The sequence below is a fragment of the Klebsiella sp. KP20-425-1 genome (assembly GCF_025813515.1).
GTDB lineage: Bacteria > Pseudomonadota > Gammaproteobacteria > Enterobacterales > Enterobacteriaceae > Klebsiella > Klebsiella pneumoniae.
This window is the reverse complement of record NZ_CP109614.1, coordinates 1,581,186-1,599,281: the sequence shown is the minus strand read 5'-3', so window position 1 is coordinate 1,599,281 and position 18,096 is coordinate 1,581,186. Positions and strand designations below refer to the sequence as shown.

Here is an 18,096-nt window from a genome sequence, read left to right as displayed (position 1 = left end):
TAAGTTCTGTTTTGAGATCCGTTATAAAAATGTTTAATAAATGTATACACCAAATCACTTTTTGTACTGGTGCGCTGACAGATTCCGCGCTATCATCCCTGGTTTTGTGACAGACCGCACGGAAGCAGGGCCTGACACCGCTCCCTCTTTTTTTATAAGCTGCGAACTTTTTTTATGCCTCCAGTTTCTGACCCCGCCGCTTCCGGCAACCTCCGTCCCATCCTCCGCTCCCCGTCTTTACTGACGCGCGAAGTGCTGGCCGGCGTGCTCACCGCCCTGGCGCTCATCCCTGAAGTGATTTCGTTTTCAGTCATTGCCGGCGTTGACCCGCAGGTAAGCCTGATTGCTTCGGTGGTGCTCTGCCTGGCGATGTCAGTCTTCGGCGGACGCCCGGCGATGGTCACCGCCGCCGCGGGCTCGGTGGCGCTGGTGATTGGCCCGATGGTGCATCAGCACGGCGTGGGGTACATTTTACCGGCTGTCATTCTGGCGGGTATTATTCAAATTTTGTTTGGTCTGTGCGGCATGGCGCGCCTGATGCGCTTTATTCCCCCGGCGGTGATGACCGGCTTCGTCAACGCCCTTGGGATCCTGATTTTCTTTGCTCAGGTGCCGCATTTCTGGAGTCGACAACCGCTAATCGTTGGCCTGTTCGTCCTGACGCTGCTTATCGTCCTGTGGGCGCCGCGCGTTATTAAGACTATCCCGGCGCCGCTGATCGCCATCGTCGCGCTCACCCTCTATACCGCGACCACCGGCCAGCAGCTGCCGACCGTCGGCGATGAAGGGTCAATGAGCGGCGGCCTGCCGGGGTTCACCGCCCTGACCGTTCCCCTGAACCTGACCACCCTGCAGATAATCTGGCCGTGCGCCCTCAGCATCGCCTTTGTCGGCCTGATGGAGTCCTTGCTGACGGCTAAGCTGGTGGATGATCTCACTCATACCCCGTCGAACAAATCGCGGGAAAGCGCCGGGCTGGGTATCGCCAATATCCTTGCCGGCTGCTATGGCGGCATCGCCGGCTGCGCGATGATCGGCCAGACTATCGTGAACGTGGAAATGGGCCGGGCCCGCAGCCGCCTCTCAACGGTAATCGCCGGCCTGGTGCTGCTCCTGCTGGTGACAGCGCTCAGCCAGGTGATGGCGAAGATCCCGATGGCGGTTCTCGCCGGGGTGATGGTGATCGTGGCGGTGAAAACCTTTAGCTGGCATAGCATTCGCCCGGGCGAGCTGGCGCGTAATCCGTGGCCGGAAACGCTGGTGATGCTGGTGACCGTCGCCGCGACGGTGGGAACCAGCAATCTGGCGATCGGTGTGCTGGCGGGGATTGTCGCGATGGCGATCATCCCCCGCCGCCTGCGGGCAAAAGCGCAGGCTACATTAGAAACAGCGTCGCCAGACCCAGAAAAATAAAGAAGCCGCCGGTGTCGGTGATGGCGGTGATCATCACGCTAGAGCCGACCGCCGGGTCGCGCCCCAGCTTCACCATGACCATCGGGATTATCACGCCCATCATCGCCGCCATCAGCAGGTTGAGCATCATGGCCAGCGTCATCACCCCGCCGAGCTGCGGATCGTCATACAGCCACCAGGTGATGGCCCCCATAATCCCGCCCCACACCAGACCGTTAATCAGGGCGACCCCCATTTCACGCAGGATCAGGAAGGTAAAGCTGCCGGGCTGGATCTGCTGCAGCGCCATCGCCCGGACGATCATGGTGATCGTCTGGTTGCCGGTGTTGCCGCCGATCCCGGCGACGATCGGCATCAGCGAGGCCAGCGCCACCAGCTGTGAAATGGTGTGTTCGAAGCCGTCGATGACCCGGGAAGCAATAAACGCCGTACACAGATTGACCGCCAGCCACGCCCAGCGGGTTTTCACCGCTTTGCTGACCGGGGCGAAGACATCCTCTTCATCGCTCAGGCCGCCCATCCGCCGCAGATCGTTATCGGTTTCTTCATAAACCACATCGACGATCTCATCGATGGTCAGGCGCCCGATCAGCTTGCCGTCGGCATCAATGACGGCGGCGCTGAGCAAGTCATCACGTTCGAAGGTGCGCGCCACCTTCTCCGCCTCTTCGTGCGGCTGAAAGGTGACCGGGTCGCCCTCCATCACCTCCCCCACCCGCTTCTGCGCATCATTGAGCAGAATGGTCTGCAGCTCCAGCTCGCCGAGCAGCAGCTTGTTACGGGTGGTAACGAACAGCTTATCGGTGTTTTCCGGCATTTTACCGAGACGCCGCAGATAGCGCTGCACCGCCGCCAGGGTGGCCTCCGGTCGCACCGTAATGACCTCAAACTCCATGATCGACCCGACGCTGTTGTCGGCGTAGCGCATAATCTGGCGAATACGGGCGCGCTTCTCGGCCGGCAGGGTCGCCAGCAGCCGTCCGGTCAGGTTGCGCGGCAGATGCTGCAGCAGGTAAACCTGTTCATCGATATCCAGCGGCTGCATGGCCTGCAGCAGCTCGGGGTCGCTCATCTTGTCGATCAGGTCGCCCCAGACGTTCTCTGAGGCCTCCAGCAGCACTTCGCCGCGTTTATCGTCGGGCACCAGACACCATAGCGCGGTGCGGGCGTCATAGGGGAGCGCTTCCAGCGCATCGGCGAGATCCGGCGGCGGCAGATGCGAGACCAGCATTTCCACTTCGGCCAGGTCATCGGCCAGCGTCCCTTCATCATATCGTTCAGCCAGCGTCAGTTTGCCCAGCAGCGCGGAAGTCACCGCTTTATCGGTGCTCAAGAGCCAAATCAGACGGGCGCGCTCTTCGTCACGCAAGCGGGCGCTTTTTTTATGCAAAACGGACATCGATCGGGCAATCCTTTTGAGAATGGTGAGCCGGCCTGCGGGCCGGAAGCCTTAAGCATAGCGCGAGGAGGGGGAAATAATAACCGTCAGCGATGTAGACGCTGAAAATTTCAGCGGCGCCCGGGCTTTTCCCGGGCGCGTGGCGATTGTCAGGCCGTACGGGCCACCGCATCGCGGGAAGCCTGTTCCCGCTCTTCGCCGGTAAGTTCGGCGAGCTGGCCGGCGCGCATCTCCAGCAGACGATCGGCGTGCTGGAAGTAGTGATCGTCATGGCTGATGGCGAACACGGTTTTGCCCATCTGCTGCATCAGCGGCAGCAGGACCTGGTAGAACTCGCGGCGGAAATGCGGATCCTGATCCGCCGCCCATTCATCCAGCAGAATGATGTCCCGGGACTCGGCCAGCGCCAGCAGGAGCGCCACGCGCTTCTTCTGCCCTTTCGACAGCCGCAGGTCGGCGATTTTTCCGTTCTCCAGCTGCAGCTTGTGGGCCATTTGCAGACGCTCCAGCCATGTCGCCACCAGCGCCGGATCGGCCTCCTCGCCCTGCGGCCCGAGCAGGCGGTCAAACAGCCAGACGTCGGTAAACACTGCGGAAAACAGTTTGCGGTACTCCTCTGGCCTCTCCGCCGCCAGCGGCTGGCCGTCGACGAGGATCTGACCGGATATTGGCTGGTACAGGCCGGTCAGGAGCATCGCCAGCGTTGACTTGCCGCTGCCGTTGCCGCCTATCAGAAACACCAGCTCGCCGCGCTTCAGCGTCAGATTAAGCGGCCCTACCGCAAAGCGCTGGTCCGGATAATGGAAGGTGACATCGCGCAGCTCCAGCGTCTGCCAGTCAGGATGCGCCTGCGGCCGGGGAAAGTCGGCCCGGTACGGGGCGAGGGAGAACTGACGCAGCTTGTTAAACGCCACCTGGGCGCTGAGCAGCGTGGGCAGCGCGCCGACGGCGGAGAGCAGCGGCGTGCGCAGAAACAGCAGCGTCAGGGAATAGGTCGCCGCCACGGCGGTATCGGCCCAGCCGAGGCTGTTGGCCATCCAGAACACCAGCCCGATGGCGCCAAGCATCATAATATTCGACCAGTTGACCGCGCTGAGGTGGAAGGTATCGGCGCGAACGATATGGTGCCGGTACTCCCGGGCGTCCGGGAGGTAGAGCTGGTTAAACACATACTCCGCGCGCTCGCGGTTGAGGGTCAGCTCTTTACGCCCCTCCAGCACCGTCTGATAGTCGTGATACAGTTTATCTTCCGTTTCGCGCAGGCTGGCCATATGTTTGTACACCCGCGAGACCAGCACAAAGCCGCCCCAGATGGTGAGCGCCATCCACAGCGCCGTCACCAGCATCATTTTTCCTGACAGCCAGGCGAGGTAGGCCGCGGAGCCGAACGTGAGAATGATCCCCTGCACCAGCTCCGGCAGGCGCACAAAGGCGATGGTGATATTGCGGATATCGCTGGTCAGCCCGGCAAGCAGCGACGCGCTGCCGATCTTCTCTACTTGTTCAATCTGGGTATCGAGGATGCGTTTAACAAACTCACCGCGCAGACGATAGACAAAATGGTGGCCGAGGGTGGTTAGCGCCAGCTGCGAACCCAGGGTCACCGCCATCAGCAGCCCCAGCAGACCAAGAAACTCCGGCAGGACCCGCAGAGAGGTATCGACAGAGGTGATCAGACGCAGGTTAATGAAAGCGATTAAGCCGATACCCAGCGCAGCGCTGAGCAGGCTGAGAGCAATAACGCCCAGAAACGGCCAGCGGTACTGGCGCCAGACGAGAGAGAGAAGTTCCATAACAGGCTATCCGCAAAAGCAAAACAGCCAGCAGTTTAAACGGCTCGCCGATGACATCAAGAATAATTCTTATTTTAATACTGGCGACCGCCCGCCTGTCGGAAGGTGAGATTGTAACGACAGTCGCCCGTTTCCGGATGATGCCCCGCTTTCAGCGGCTGAATGCCATGATAAAACAGGCGCGACTCGCCGCCCCAGACCACCACATCGCCATGCTCCAGCAGCAGCCGCTGCAGCGGGTCGCTGCGTTGCAAGCCGCCAAACTGAAAGATGGCCGGCAAGCCCAGCGAGACCGAGACAATCGGCGCCCGCAGATCCTGTTCATCTTTATCCTGATGCAACGACAGTTTTGCGCCAGGACAATAGCGGTTAATCAAACAGGCGTCGGGGGAAAACTCGGGATAGCCGCCGGCGGCGGCCGCCGCCAGCGCCAGTTCATGAAATACGGCAGGCATCGGCGGCCAGGTTTGATCGGTTACCGGGTCGACCGGGGCGTACAAATAGCCGTGGCGATCGGTAGTCCAGCCCAGCGCGCCGCAGTTGGTCATGGCGACCGACATGGTGTACCCGCCCGGCGTGACCATCTGGCGAAACGGCGACTGACTGGCGACGTCGGCTATCGCCTGCAGCAGCGCCGGGGCGCGTTCGCGGGCAAATCGCCGCAGCACCACCGCGCCGGGGGCCAGCGGCTCCTGCCACGGTGAGGTATCGCTAAACAGATCGAGCATTACTCCTCCTCATGTTGGGCCTCGCGCGCCAGCAGCTGCGCTTTTCGCGCCGTTCCCCAGCGATAACCGGACAGGGCGCCATCTTCACGCACCACCCGGTGGCAGGGAACAATCACCGCCAGCGAATTCGCCGCGCAGGCGCCGGCCACGGCTCTTACCGCCCGCGGCTGGCCAATATGCTCTGCCACCTGGCGGTAGCTGCGGGTCTCGCCCGCCGGGATCTGCCGCAGCGCCTGCCAGACCTGCAGCTGAAACGCGGTGCCCTGCAGATCCAGCGGCAGCGATACCGGCCGCCGGCTGTCGTCGAGGTGGGCGAAAATCTCGGCCATCTGCTGACAAAAATCGGGGTCGCCTTCACGCAGCTCGGCATTGGGAAAGCGCCGGCGCAGGTCGTCGAGCAATGCCGCATCGTTATCACCCGGCAGCACCGCGCAGACGCCGCGCTCGCTCTGCGCCACCAGGCAACGACCCAGCGCGCAGTCGCCCGTGGTCCAGGTTACCACGGTGGCGGCGCCGCCGCGGCGAAACTGGCTGGCGGTCATCCCTAACGCTGCGTCGGCCTGGCGATAATAGCTGCTGCTGTCGGGAAAACCAGCCGCCAGCGCGGCGCGGGTCACCGGTATCCCCTGCTCCAGCGCTTCCCGCAGGCGCTGCGCCCGCCACGCTTGTTGCCAGGCTTTAGGGGTCATGCCGGTGACGGATTTAAATAAACGGTGGAAATGAAACGGGCTCATCGCCAGCTGGCCTGCCAGCGCCTCGAGGGTCAGGGGCGCGTCCTGCTCCAGCAGCCGACAGGCCTGCGCCACTTTGTCGACCCTTTGCTGCTGCGGGTAGTCTTTATCCGGTTGGCAGCGTTTGCAGGGGCGGAATCCCGCCGCCACGGCGGCGGCGACGTCGGCAAAAAAGCGTACGTTTTCCCGCCGTGCGCGCCGCGAGCGGCAGGAGGGACGACAGCAGATGCCGGTGGTCAGTACCGCAAAGACGAACTGACCATCGGCCCGGGTATCACGTTCGCAGACCGCCTGCCAGCGGCGATCATCGGTATCGGCAACTATCGGTTTCATGACGGGTCTCCAGCTGTAAGTGTACCCTCAGTCTGTGGTAAAGCCCGCAGTAAAAAACCCGCAATCTTGCTTTTTAATTTTTCTCGCCGACAAGGAAAGTGCGGAACTGCGGCGACATCCAGGTTTTAAAACCCTCTCCTTCTTTAACGATCATGTAGACCGCCAGCCCCTCCTCGCGCACCACCTGCTGCGCTTTTTCCGGCCCCAGCACCATCAGTCCGGTATCCCAGCCGTCCGCCTCCAGCGCCGTTGGCGCAATGACGGTCACGGAGACCAGCTTATGGGTTATCGGCTGCCCGGTCTGCGGATCGATAACGTGCGAGATGCGTTTGCCATCGAGTTCATAGTAGTTGCGATAGCTGCCGGAGGTGCTGATGCCGTGACCATTGATGTCGACAATCGCCTGAACGGCGTTTTCGCGGTCGGTCGGTTTCTGGATCGCTACCCGCCAGGGCTTGCCTTCGCCGTTCATCCCGCGGCTGACCAGCGCCCCGCCCACCGACACCAGATAGCGGGAGATCGTTGCAACGCCGTTAGCACGGGACTGCAGGAAGTTGTCAGAACCGTAGGTGTCGCCGCCGAATTCCGGCAGAACGTCGGTCCAGGACGTTACGTCGTATACTACGCCGTAGTTACGACCGTAGTCGAAAGAGCCCGCGTCGCCAAATTTCAGGCCTGCGAATGCCAGACGAGTCCATGCCTGATCGCTGGAGCTTTCAGTGTTGTTCGCCTGAACGTTGTATTCCCACTGGCCGTAACCGGTCAGCTGGTCGTTGATCTGGGTTTCGCCTTTCACGCCTACACGCATGTAGGTCTGGTCGCCGTCGACGCTCTTGTCGTCAGAGAAGTAGTGCAGACCGTCAATTTTACCGTACAGGTCTAATTTGTTGCCGTCTTTGTTATAAATTTCAGCCGCATTTGCTGCGCCTGCTACCAGCAGAGCCGGTACCAGGAGGGACAGTACTTTAACTTTCATGTTATTAACCCTCTGTTTGTTATATGCCTTTTATTATGCCACTGCTTACTGATTACCCTTCTAATCAGTCGGCTATTTCATTGTGCTGCAAAATGCAGAATAATCCAACAAGAATATGATACTAAAACTTCTAAGATGTTTCAAAGTTCCCACAAGATGTTTCAATTTGTAAATTCAGCGGAACTTTTTTCACCGCAAAATGGTCAGGGAAATACGCACTAATCATCAAAAAAAATATTTAACCTTTTATAATCAAATTGATAGACAACAACATATCTATAGCACTGAATGGTAAAACAAAATGATCATTGGTGGCTAAAATAAGAGTCGCTATCATCATTAACTTTATTTATTACCGTCATTCAGTTCTGAATGTCTGTTTACCCCTATTTCAACCGGATGCCTCGCATCCGGTTTTTTTTACCCTTCTTTACACAACTTTAATTTATCTGTGCTACGGCTAATGATTCCCTAACGACTATTAATCAATCAATTAGGCCATCAGTGGTGCATATTCTGCCAATGTCTTGTTATTTCGTGCGATTCTTCCCTTTTGTTTCCGTCAATATCGTCGCTGGTTAACCTTCCCGGCGCGGTTTCATTTACGCTTCGTTTCTAAGATAATTCCTGGACGGCATCGCACCGCTGGCACCAATCTGTAGTATGGATTTACGCCATTAGCCTTTATACTGCCAGCAGCATCTGCTTTGTTGCCAGTTACTCTGGCGCTACATCCTGTTTACAAACAATGATGAGTCGTTCAGCCACAAGATGACCCCGAAAAAATTCTCCCTGATCCCCGGCAACATCAGCCGCTTCTTCATTTTGATGGTTATTGTCCTGCTGGCGACAATGGGGGTGATGATTCAAAGCGCCGTCAATGCCTGGCTGAAGGAGAAAAGCTATCAGGTGGTTGATGTCTCCCACGCTCTGCACCAGCGCATTGACGCCTGGCGCTATGCCACCTGGCAGATCTACGACAATATCGCCGCCACCTCAGTCAACACCGCAAGCGGCGGTCTGCAGGAGACGCGTTTAAAACAGGACGTTTACTACCTGGAGAAACCCCGGCGTAAAACCGAAGCCCTGATCTTTGGCTCCCATGACAGCTCCACCCTCGAAATGACGCAGAAAATGTCCGATTATCTCGATATTTTGTGGGGCGCGGAGACCATTCCGTGGTCGATGTACTATCTCAACGGCCTGGACAATAGTCTGATCCTGGTCTCCACCCTGCCGTTGAAGGACCTCTCTTCGAGCTTCAAAGAGTCAACGATCAGCAGCGTCGTGGAGTCGCGGCGCGCGGAAATGCTGCTGCAGGCTAATACCCTTGATGAGCGCGAGACGTTCTCGCCGTTGCGCCATCTCGCCTGGCAGAACGCGCACTATTTTACGTTACGCACCACCTTCAACCAGCCCGGACACCTTGCCACGGTGGTTGCCTTCGACCTGCCGATTAACGATCTGATCCCGCCCGGCATGACCATCGACAGCTTCCGTATCGAGCCTGACCCGTCGCAAAATCTCGCCACCACGCCGGATAAAGAGAGCGCCGATCATATCGGGATCACCTTTAACGGCATGCAGATTGACATCGCCACCGACATCAGCACTACCGGTATGCAGTTGCTGTGGACGGTACCAATGAGCACCATGCTGCTGGAGTCCATGCAGAACATTCTTCTGCCGCTGCTGCTCAACATTGGTCTGCTGGCGCTGGCGCTGTTTGGTTTTACCACCTTTCGCCACTATAAAGGACGCAGCCATTCGTCTGGCGCCGGGCTCCCCTCCGCCGCCAACAGCGAACTGCGTCTGCTGCGCGCCATTAACGAAGAGATTGTTTCTCTGCTGCCGCTGGGGCTGCTCGTTCACGATCAGGAAGCCAACCGAACGGTTATCAGCAATCCAATTGCCGACCATCTGCTTCCGCACCTGAATCTGCAGAACATCACCAATATGGCGGACCAGCATCAGGGGGTAATTCAGGCCACCGTCAATAATGAGCAGTATGAAATCCGCCAGTATCGCAGCCAGGTAGCGCCGCGCACCCAGATCCTGATCATCCGTGATCAGGACCGCGAAGTGCTGGTCAATAAAAAGCTCAAGCAGGCCCAGCGCTTGTATGAGAAAAACCAGCAGGGACGGGCCGCCTTTATGCAGCACATCGGCAGCGCCCTGAAGCAGCCCGCGCTGACGCTGGCGGCAGAGGCGGCGGCGCTCAGTAGTACAGAGAATCGGACGCTGGCCCAGCATGCCGATGAGCTGGTCAAACTCATCGATGACATTCAGCTCGCCAATCTGCTGGAAAGCGATGCCTGGAAAACCAACCAGACGTTGTTCTCGGTGCAGGAGCTTATTGACGACGTCGTGCCGGAAGTGCTGCCGGCGATGAAACGCAAGGGTCTGCAGCTGCTCATCAACAATGCGCTCCCGGCCGGCGAGCAGCGCTATGGCGACCGTGAAGCTCTGCGGCGCACGCTGGTGCTGTTAATCCAGTATTCAGTGACCACCACGCCTATCGGCAAGATCACCCTCGACGTCTGTCAGGATGAGTCGGCCAGCGATCGCCTGACCTTCCGCATTCTGGATACCGGCAACGGCGTCTCGGCAAACGAGATCGACAATATGCACTTCCCGTATCTCAACGAGACCCAGAGCGACCTGTACGGCAAAGCAAACGCCCTTACCTTCTGGCTATGCGACCGCATGACGCGCAAGCTGGGCGGGCAATTGACCATTAAAGCCCGGGAGTCGCTGGGGACGCGCTATACCCTGCATCTGAAAATGCCGGCTAGCGAAGAGGCGCCAGAGGCGGGAGAGCATTTGCTGGATGACGTTATCGTCCTGCTGGATGTGACTTCCAGCGAAGTGCGGCGGATTGTCACTCGCCAGCTGGAGAGCTGGGGAGCGTCCTGCATCACACCGGACGATCGGGCGACCAGTCAAGCCTTTGATCTTTATTTAACGGATAATCCGTCTAATCTTACTGCTTCAGGCTTGCTTTTAAGCGATGATGAGGTCGGGATACGCAAGATCGGCCCGGGCCAACTGCGGGTCAACTTTAATATTAGCACGGCGATGCAGGAGGCTATCCTGCAGCTTATTGAGCAGCAGCTGGCGGAGGAGGCGGTTCAGCCCGTCACCTCAGGAAACGAGAGTAACGCCGAACTCCATGCCAGCGGCTATTACGCACTGTTTGCCGATACGGTACCGGATGATGTTCAGAGATTGTATACTGAAATCGAAGCGGGCGATTTTGCTGCTCTGGCGCAAACCGCCCACCGCCTCAAAGGGGCATTTGCTATGCTTAATCTGATACCCGGCAAGCAGTTATGTGAAACGCTTGAGCATCTGATTCGCGAAAAGGATGCGCAAGGCATAGAAAAATATATCAGCGACATTGACGCTTACGTCAAGAGCTTGCTGTAGAAGGTAGCCTTATACATGAACACTATGAACGTAATTATTGCCGATGACCATCCGATCGTACTGTTCGGTATTCGTAAGTCACTTGAGCAAATTGAGTGGGTGAACGTCGTTGGCGAGTTTGAAGACTCCACGGCCCTTATCAACAATCTTCCGAAGCTGGACGCCCATGTGCTGATCACCGATCTGTCCATGCCCGGTGACAAATACGGCGACGGGATCACGCTGATTAAATACATCAAGCGCCACTTCCCGGATCTGTCGATCATTGTTCTGACCATGAACAACAATCCGGCGATCCTCAGCGCGGTGCTGGATCTGGATATCGAAGGGATCGTCCTCAAGCAGGGGGCGCCGACCGACCTGCCAAAAGCGCTGGCCGCGCTGCAGAAAGGGAAGAAATTCACCCCGGAAAGCGTCTCTCGCCTGCTGGAAAAAATCAGCGCCAGCGGCTATGGCGATAAACGCCTGTCGCCGAAAGAGAGCGAAGTACTGCGCCTGTTCGCCGAAGGTTTCCTGGTAACCGAGATCGCCAAAAAGCTTAATCGCAGCATTAAAACCATCAGCAGCCAGAAGAAATCGGCGATGATGAAGCTGGGCGTCGAAAACGACATCGCCTTGCTGAACTACCTCTCTTCCGTCTCGCTGAGCGCGACGGACAAAGAGTAATCTCTTCGCCCTCTCCGTCTCGCCCCGGCGAGACGGAGCTCCCCATTATTCCCGCCCTTTACGCACCCGCGCCGCATATACCGTCAGCGTTTGCTTCAGTACGTCGAGGGTGACCGGCTTGGACAGACAACTGTCCATCCCCGATTCCAGACAGCGCTGCTTCTCTTCCGCCAGGGCATTGGCCGTTACGCCAATCACCGGCAGCGTCAGGCCAAGCTGACGAATGCGCTGCGTCAGGCGATAACCATCCATATTAGGCATGTTGACGTCGCTGAGCACGATATCGATGTGCTGCTTGCTGAGGACGTTGAGCGCGTCGATCCCGTCGTTCGCGGTCACGCACTGGTAGCCGAGCGAACCCAGCTGATCCGCCAGCAGGCGGCGGTTGATCGGGTGATCGTCGACCACGAGGATCATCATGTCGTCGTTATTGCCGGCCTGCGCCTCCGGGGCCATCAGCGCCGGGCTATTTTCCGCACTGGCGAGCGCAACATGGAAAATACGCCCCAGCAGCGGCAGCAGTTCGTGGGGAGTCGTCACGCTGTGCAGCCATTCGCCGGCGGACCGCTCCTGCGGAATACCGATATGACGGCGACAGAAGATGACCATGGCCCTTCCCTGCCATCCGTTCAGCGCCTCATCGTCAGTGAGTAAGACATCCTCGGCGTCCGGCGTTTCGCCGGCATGGCGGCGGACCGTCAGGCCGTGGTAGCTGAGCAGCGAGGTGACGAACATCGCCAGCGAAGTGTTATGAATCGCCAGCCAGCAGGTCTTGCCAGCGAAACCGTCTCTGCTCACCGGTGAGGTATTCTGCACGCCATACAGAGGAATACGGATGGTAAAGCGGCTACCCATCCCCGGCTCGGTTTCGACAGCAATATCGCCATCCATCATGCTGATCAGTTTTTCACAGATCGCCAGGCCAAGGCCGGTGCCCTGAAAATTGCGCTGCACGCCGGTCCCCACCTGGAAGAAAGGATCGAAGAGGCGCAATACCTCTTTCGCCGGGATCCCCTCTCCGGTGTCGCGAACGCTAATCTGCAGATAATCCCCCGCGCACTGGACGTGCAGGACAATACAGCCGGTATCGGTGAACTTTATCGCATTGCTGAGCAGATTTGAGATCACCTGCTGCAGGCGCATCGGGTCGCCGGACATTTGTTCCGGAACGTCCGGCTCGATAAAGCAGTACAGGCCCAGCTGCTTGCGCACCACCAACGGCAGATAGTTAGCGGAGATATGGTTCATGACTTCGCGCGGAGAGAACTCCCGCGGCTCGATCTTCAACTGCTCGGACTCGATTTTCGAGAAATCAAGAATATCGCTGATGATTTTCAGCAGCAGGCTGGAGGAGTTGTTCATCGCCGTCACAAGGCGATCGACGCCTTTTGGCAACGCTTTGGTCTGCAGCAGATCGAGGTTACCGATGATGCCATACAGCGGGGTACGCAGCTCATGGCTAACCGTCGCCAGGAACATCGATTTCGACTGGCTGGCCTGCTCCGCCGCCTGGGCCATCTCCTGCAGCGACTCCTCCATTTTCACGCGGGCGGAAACGTCCACCAGCACGCAAATGGCGACGTTTTCATTGCGATAGCGTGAATGAACAAAGCTAATCTGCAGGTTGGTATGGTTGCTGGTCAGCACGTCGACAAAATTGACCTGCTGGCCGCAGATGATCTGCGTCAGCCGCTGGCGGTCCTCGTGGGTCAGCATGTTCAGGTAGTTGTGCGCCAGTTCATTACTGAGAATATTGGTCCCGTCGGCAGTGCGCAGAATACAGATCCCTACCGGGGCAGAAGCCACAATTTTGCGGTTGAACTGCTCGTGCTCTTCCAGGCGCTGGGCGTCATTCTCCGCGGGGATAAAAATGCGCCGCTCATACATCCGCGCCAGCGCGAACAGCATCGCGCCGCTGAGGATATTAAGAACGATAGCATTGATGATCAGCATACGGATCCGCTCCAGCACCTGATCTACCGAGACGGAATAGACGATGCTCAGGGAGGACGGCGAGAGGCTTTTTTTCAGCACCAGCTCGCGGAAACCCGAACTGTAGCCAAACCACATCCGCTCCTGCATCCACTTCGCTTCGCTCTGGATTTTACCTTCCGCACCGGCCAGCGAAATCAGCGGCTGCCCGTTATCGTCAAAGATCGTCACGCTCATCGGCAGGCTGCCCGGCGTAAAGAAGCTTTCCATGCGGATGGTCTGCTCCACGCCCAGCATCGCCTGCAGGCGATTGGCCATATAGACCGGCGTCAGGGCGTAAAAATAGCCCACCCCGGGGCGAACGCCCTGGCTTATCCAGAACAGGTTGTTGCCGCGCTCGTTTTGCGGCGCGTTGCGATATTGCTCTATGCGCTGATGCAGGACTTTCAGCGCCTGATCGCGCTCAATCGGCACGTCCCGCAGGCCAAAGTTGGCCATGCAGAGGTTATCGCTGCCGATGAGAAAGATGCGGTTAAGGTCGTAGGCGGCAGTAAAATTATCCCGCCAGTAGCGCATAAACCATGCCAGCGACTGCAGCGAATTACGCCAGGTGGCGCTCATCGCGCTGCAGTCGGAATCGGGGTACAGGGGTTCAAAGTTGGGCACCGCCATATCGCCGTTTTGCCCTTGCGCTACCGCGTCCCCTGCCGACAAGCGATTACCGGCGACATACTTCAGCTCTTTCATTACATCCGCGGTACGCTGGATATAGCGCTGGGCCTGATCGGCGTTGAGATTAAGCTCCTGATGGATTTCGGCTTCCCGCTCGTGCAGCGCGTTGACGATATAAAACACAGAGACAAACGCAATAAGCAGCCACAGCAATACCGCCAGCGCTCTGAACAGATAACGTGAAACCTTCAGGGTTGTATGAAAAGAGGCAAGATATTTCAATGTGGCGATGCTCGGCCGTCAGGGACTCAACAGAATCCGGTTAAGGTAGCGGTAAACCGGCTTTGCCGCAATGTTAATGCAAAAAGGGCCGGGAAAATACCCGGCCCTTCCAGAACATTTACCTCGGACGATTATTCTTCGTCTTCGGCGATGTCGTCATCGGTATCCGCTTCCGGGGCGATATCGTCATCGCCTTCCGCCGCGCTACCGTCGATGGCATCCAGCTCTTCATCATCCACCGGCTCAGCCACGCGCTGCAGACCCACCACGTTTTCATCTTCCGCGGTGCGGATGAGGATCACGCCCTGGGTGTTACGGCCCACGATGCTCACCTCGGAAACGCGGGTACGCACCAGCGTCCCGGCGTCGGTGATCATCATGATCTGATCGCAGTCATCCACCTGCACGGCGCCGACCACGGAACCGTTACGCTCGGTGACTTTGATCGAAATAACGCCCTGGGTGGCGCGCGACTTGGTCGGATACTCCGCCGCCGCGGTACGTTTACCGTAACCGTTTTGCGTCACCGTCAGGATCGCGCCTTCGCCGCGTGGAATAATCAGCGAGACGACGCTGTCGTTTTCCGCAAGCTTAATACCGCGTACGCCGGTGGCGGTACGGCCCATGGCGCGAACGGCGTCTTCCTTGAAGCGTACAACCTTACCGGCCGCGGAGAACAGCATCACTTCATCCTGACCAGAGGTCAGATCGACGCCGATCAGCTCATCGCCTTCGTTCAGGTTGACCGCGATGATACCGGCGGAACGCGGACGGCTGAACTCGGTCAGCGCGGTTTTCTTCACGGTACCGCTGGCGGTCGCCATAAAGACGTTGACGCCCTCTTCGTACTCGCGGACCGGCAGGATGGCGGTGATGCGCTCATCGGCTTCCAGCGGCAGCAGGTTGACGATCGGCCGACCGCGCGCGCCGCGGCTGGCTTCCGGCAGCTGATAGACCTTCATCCAGTACAGACGGCCGCGGCTTGAGAAGCAGAGGATGGTGTCATGGGTGTTGGCCACCAGCAGGCGGTCGATAAAGTCTTCTTCTTTAATGCGCGCTGCCGATTTGCCTTTACCGCCACGACGCTGTGCTTCGTAGTCGGTCAGCGGCTGATACTTCACATACCCCTGATGCGACAGGGTGACCACCACATCTTCCTGGTTGATCAGATCTTCGATGTTAATATCAGCGCTGTTGGCGGTGATTTCGGTACGACGTTCGTCGCCGAACTGGTCGCGGATCAGCTCCAGCTCTTCGCGAATCACTTCCATCAGACGGTCGGCGCTGCCGAGAATGTGCAGCAGCTCCGCGATCTGCTCCAGCAGCTCTTTATATTCGTCGAGCAGTTTTTCATGCTCAAGGCCGGTCAGTTTCTGCAGACGCAGATCCAGAATCGCCTGAGCCTGCTGCTCGGTCAGATAGTATTTACCGTCGCGTACGCCGAACTCTGGCTCCAGCCATTCCGGACGCGCGGCGTCATCCCCGGCGCGCTCCAGCATCGCCGCGACGTTACCAAGATCCCACGCCTGGGCAACCAGCGCCGTTTTCGCTTCTGCCGGGGTCGGCGCGCGACGGATCAGTTCGATAATCGGGTCGATGTTGGCCAGCGCAACGGCCAGCGCTTCGAGGATATGCGCCCGGTCGCGCGCTTTGCGCAGTTCGAAAATCGTACGACGGGTCACCACTTCACGGCGGTGGCGTACAAACGCGGCGATGATGTCCTTCAGGTTCATGATCTTCGGCTGACCATGGTGCAGAGCTACCATGTTGATGCCGAAGGAGACCTGCAGCTGGGTCTGGGAATAGAGGTTGTTAAGCACCACTTCCCCTACCGCATCGCGCTTCACTTCAATCACGATGCGCATCCCGTCTTTATCAGACTCGTCACGCAGCGCGCTGATGCCTTCCACGCGTTTTTCTTTGACCAGCTCGGCGATTTTCTCGATCAGGCGCGCTTTGTTCACCTGATACGGAATTTCGTGCACGATGATGGTTTCGCGGCCGGATTTCGCGTCCACTTCCACTTCCGCGCGCGCGCGGATGTACACTTTACCGCGACCGGTGCGGTAGGCCTCTTCGATGCCGCGACGGCCATTGATAATGGCGGCGGTCGGGAAATCAGGGCCAGGAATATGCGCCATCAGCCCTTCAATGCTGATGTCTTCATCGTCAACATACGCCAGACAGCCGTTAATCACTTCCGTCAGGTTATGCGGCGGTATGTTGGTGGCCATCCCTACGGCGATCCCGGAGGCGCCGTTCACCAGCAGGTTAGGAATTTTGGTCGGCATGACGTCCGGAATACGCTCCGTACCGTCATAGTTGTCGACGAAATCGACCGTCTCTTTTTCAAGATCGGCCATCAGCTCATGAGCGATTTTCGCCAGACGAATTTCGGTATAACGCATCGCCGCGGCGGAGTCGCCGTCGATGGAACCAAAGTTACCCTGGCCGTCCACCAGCATGTAACGCAGCGAGAACGGCTGCGCCATACGCACGATGGTGTCGTATACCGCGATGTCGCCGTGCGGGTGGTATTTACCGATTACGTCACCAACGACACGGGCTGATTTTTTATAGGCTTTGTTCCAGTCATTGCCCAATACGTTCATGGCGTAAAGTACGCGACGGTGTACCGGCTTCAGGCCATCTCGGACATCCGGCAGCGCACGGCCAACAATGACCGACATCGCATAATCCAGATAAGAGTTCTTAAGCTCTTCCTCAATGTTGACCGGTGTAATTTCTCTCGCAAGGTCGCTCATCTAACCGCTATCCCTCTACTGTATCCCGGATTCAAAGGTCGCAAATTATAACACAGCCGCGCTAATAGAGGTAAAGCAATACGGTTTATTCATGGCGCGCTGCTGATATACTCGCAGGTCTGAACAGAAAAGGAGTAAAAGCGCCCATGAATGCCGAAAAAACGTCGGTAGCCCCTAACGTCGATCATGCTGAAATCGCCAAATTCGAAGCCGTCGCCTCGCGCTGGTGGGATCTGGAGGGCGAGTTCAAACCGCTCCACCGCATCAACCCGCTGCGGCTGGGCTATATTGCCGAACGCTCCGGCGGCCTGTTCGGTAAAAAAGTCCTCGATGTCGGCTGCGGCGGCGGCATCCTCGCCGAGAGCATGGCGCGCGAAGGCGCGACGGTCACCGGGCTGGACATGGGGGCCGAACCGCTGCAGGTCGCCAGGCTGCACGCCCTGGAGAGCGGTATTCAGGTAGACTATGTTCAGGAAACAGTTGAGGAACATGCCGCGAAGCACCCGCAGCAGTATGACGTCGTGACCTGCATGGAGATGCTGGAGCACGTCCCCGACCCGCAGTCGGTGGTGCACGCCTGCGCGCGGTTAGTGAAGCCCGGCGGCCAGGTCTTCTTCTCCACCATCAACCGCAACGGCAAGGCCTGGCTGATGGCGGTAGTCGGGGCGGAATATGTCATGAAGATGGTGCCCAAAGGCACTCATGATGTGAAGAAGTTTATCAAGCCGGCCGAGCTGCTGGGCTGGGTAGATCAGACTACTCTGAAAGAGCAGCATATCATCGGTCTGCATTACAATCCGCTGACCAATACCTTCAAGTTAGCGCCGGGGGTTGATGTTAACTATATGTTACATACCACCGCCAAACAGGACTGAGGTCAGCACCTCCGCTTATGATGATTGCGCGGCATCAAGCCGCGTGATTATTTCTTCCGATGAAGAAATCAGCACTCGATCAAATTTTCATTTTTTTTTCTG

11 protein-coding genes are annotated in these 18,096 nt (G+C 58.0%); 4 read left to right on the top strand and 7 right to left on the bottom strand.

All coding sequences use genetic code 11. From position 1 onward, the window contains the following. The first annotated feature begins 252 nt into the window (after positions 1-252). The gene (locus tag OHJ17_RS07850; protein ID WP_072196982.1) at positions 253-1,413 is read left to right on the top strand and encodes a SulP family inorganic anion transporter; all 1,161 of its coding nucleotides are present in this window, start codon (positions 253-255) and stop codon (positions 1,411-1,413) included. Here OHJ17_RS07850 and mgtE read toward each other — a convergent pair. The 5 genes from mgtE to OHJ17_RS07825 all read right to left on the bottom strand — a co-directional run bounded on the left by mgtE (position 1,376) and on the right by OHJ17_RS07825 (position 7,373). After that, positions 1,376-2,812 (bottom strand): magnesium transporter, encoded by a 1,437-nt coding sequence (gene mgtE, locus OHJ17_RS07845; RefSeq protein WP_002912996.1) that lies wholly within the window; start codon positions 2,810-2,812, stop codon positions 1,376-1,378. The genes OHJ17_RS07850 and mgtE overlap by 38 nt on opposite strands. Before the next feature lie 149 nt (positions 2,813-2,961). Further along, complete coding sequence (locus OHJ17_RS07840) at positions 2,962-4,605, bottom strand: multidrug ABC transporter permease/ATP-binding protein (protein ID WP_004175044.1); 1,644 nt, start codon at positions 4,603-4,605, stop codon at positions 2,962-2,964. A gap of 74 nt (positions 4,606-4,679) precedes the next feature. Then, positions 4,680-5,333 carry a DNA oxidative demethylase AlkB gene (gene alkB / locus OHJ17_RS07835; RefSeq protein ID WP_267303078.1) on the bottom strand — a complete coding sequence of 218 codons (654 nt, stop codon included), beginning with the start codon at positions 5,331-5,333 and terminating at the stop codon, positions 4,680-4,682. Further along, the gene (ada, locus tag OHJ17_RS07830; RefSeq protein WP_004211965.1) at positions 5,333-6,397 is read right to left on the bottom strand and encodes a bifunctional DNA-binding transcriptional regulator/O6-methylguanine-DNA methyltransferase Ada; all 1,065 of its coding nucleotides are present in this window, start codon (positions 6,395-6,397) and stop codon (positions 5,333-5,335) included. Before ada ends, alkB begins: the two co-directional genes overlap by 1 nt. 73 nt (positions 6,398-6,470) lie before the next feature. After that, the gene (locus OHJ17_RS07825; protein WP_267303077.1) at positions 6,471-7,373 is read right to left on the bottom strand and encodes a porin; all 903 of its coding nucleotides are present in this window, start codon (positions 7,371-7,373) and stop codon (positions 6,471-6,473) included. Positions 7,374-8,144: 771 nt separating this feature from the next. Between OHJ17_RS07825 and rcsD the strand changes: the two genes are divergently transcribed. Both rcsD and rcsB read left to right on the top strand, forming a co-directional pair. Next, positions 8,145-10,802: a phosphotransferase RcsD gene (rcsD, locus tag OHJ17_RS07820; RefSeq protein ID WP_002913006.1), complete on the top strand. Its 2,658-nt coding sequence runs from the start codon at positions 8,145-8,147 to the stop codon at positions 10,800-10,802. Between the two features lie 15 nt (positions 10,803-10,817). Then, the gene (gene rcsB, locus OHJ17_RS07815; RefSeq protein ID WP_002913007.1) at positions 10,818-11,468 is read left to right on the top strand and encodes a response regulator transcription factor RcsB; all 651 of its coding nucleotides are present in this window, start codon (positions 10,818-10,820) and stop codon (positions 11,466-11,468) included. 45 nt (positions 11,469-11,513) lie between these two features. Here rcsB and rcsC read toward each other — a convergent pair whose 3' ends face one another. Together rcsC and gyrA are read right to left on the bottom strand one after the other, a co-directional pair. Next, positions 11,514-14,354: a two-component system sensor histidine kinase RcsC gene (rcsC, locus tag OHJ17_RS07810; RefSeq protein WP_004899529.1), complete on the bottom strand. Its 2,841-nt coding sequence runs from the start codon at positions 14,352-14,354 to the stop codon at positions 11,514-11,516. Positions 14,355-14,485: 131 nt separating this feature from the next. Beyond that, entirely contained in the window at positions 14,486-17,119 is a 2,634-nt protein-coding gene (gene gyrA, locus OHJ17_RS07805) for a DNA topoisomerase (ATP-hydrolyzing) subunit A (protein WP_002913012.1), read from the bottom strand. A 146-nt stretch (positions 17,120-17,265) separates the two neighbouring features. Here gyrA and ubiG point away from each other — a divergent pair, with 146 nt between their 5' ends. After that, positions 17,266-17,994, top strand: coding sequence for a bifunctional 2-polyprenyl-6-hydroxyphenol methylase/3-demethylubiquinol 3-O-methyltransferase UbiG (gene ubiG / locus OHJ17_RS07800; protein ID WP_002913014.1), 729 nt, complete (start codon positions 17,266-17,268; stop codon positions 17,992-17,994). Positions 17,995-18,096: the final 102 nt, after the last annotated feature.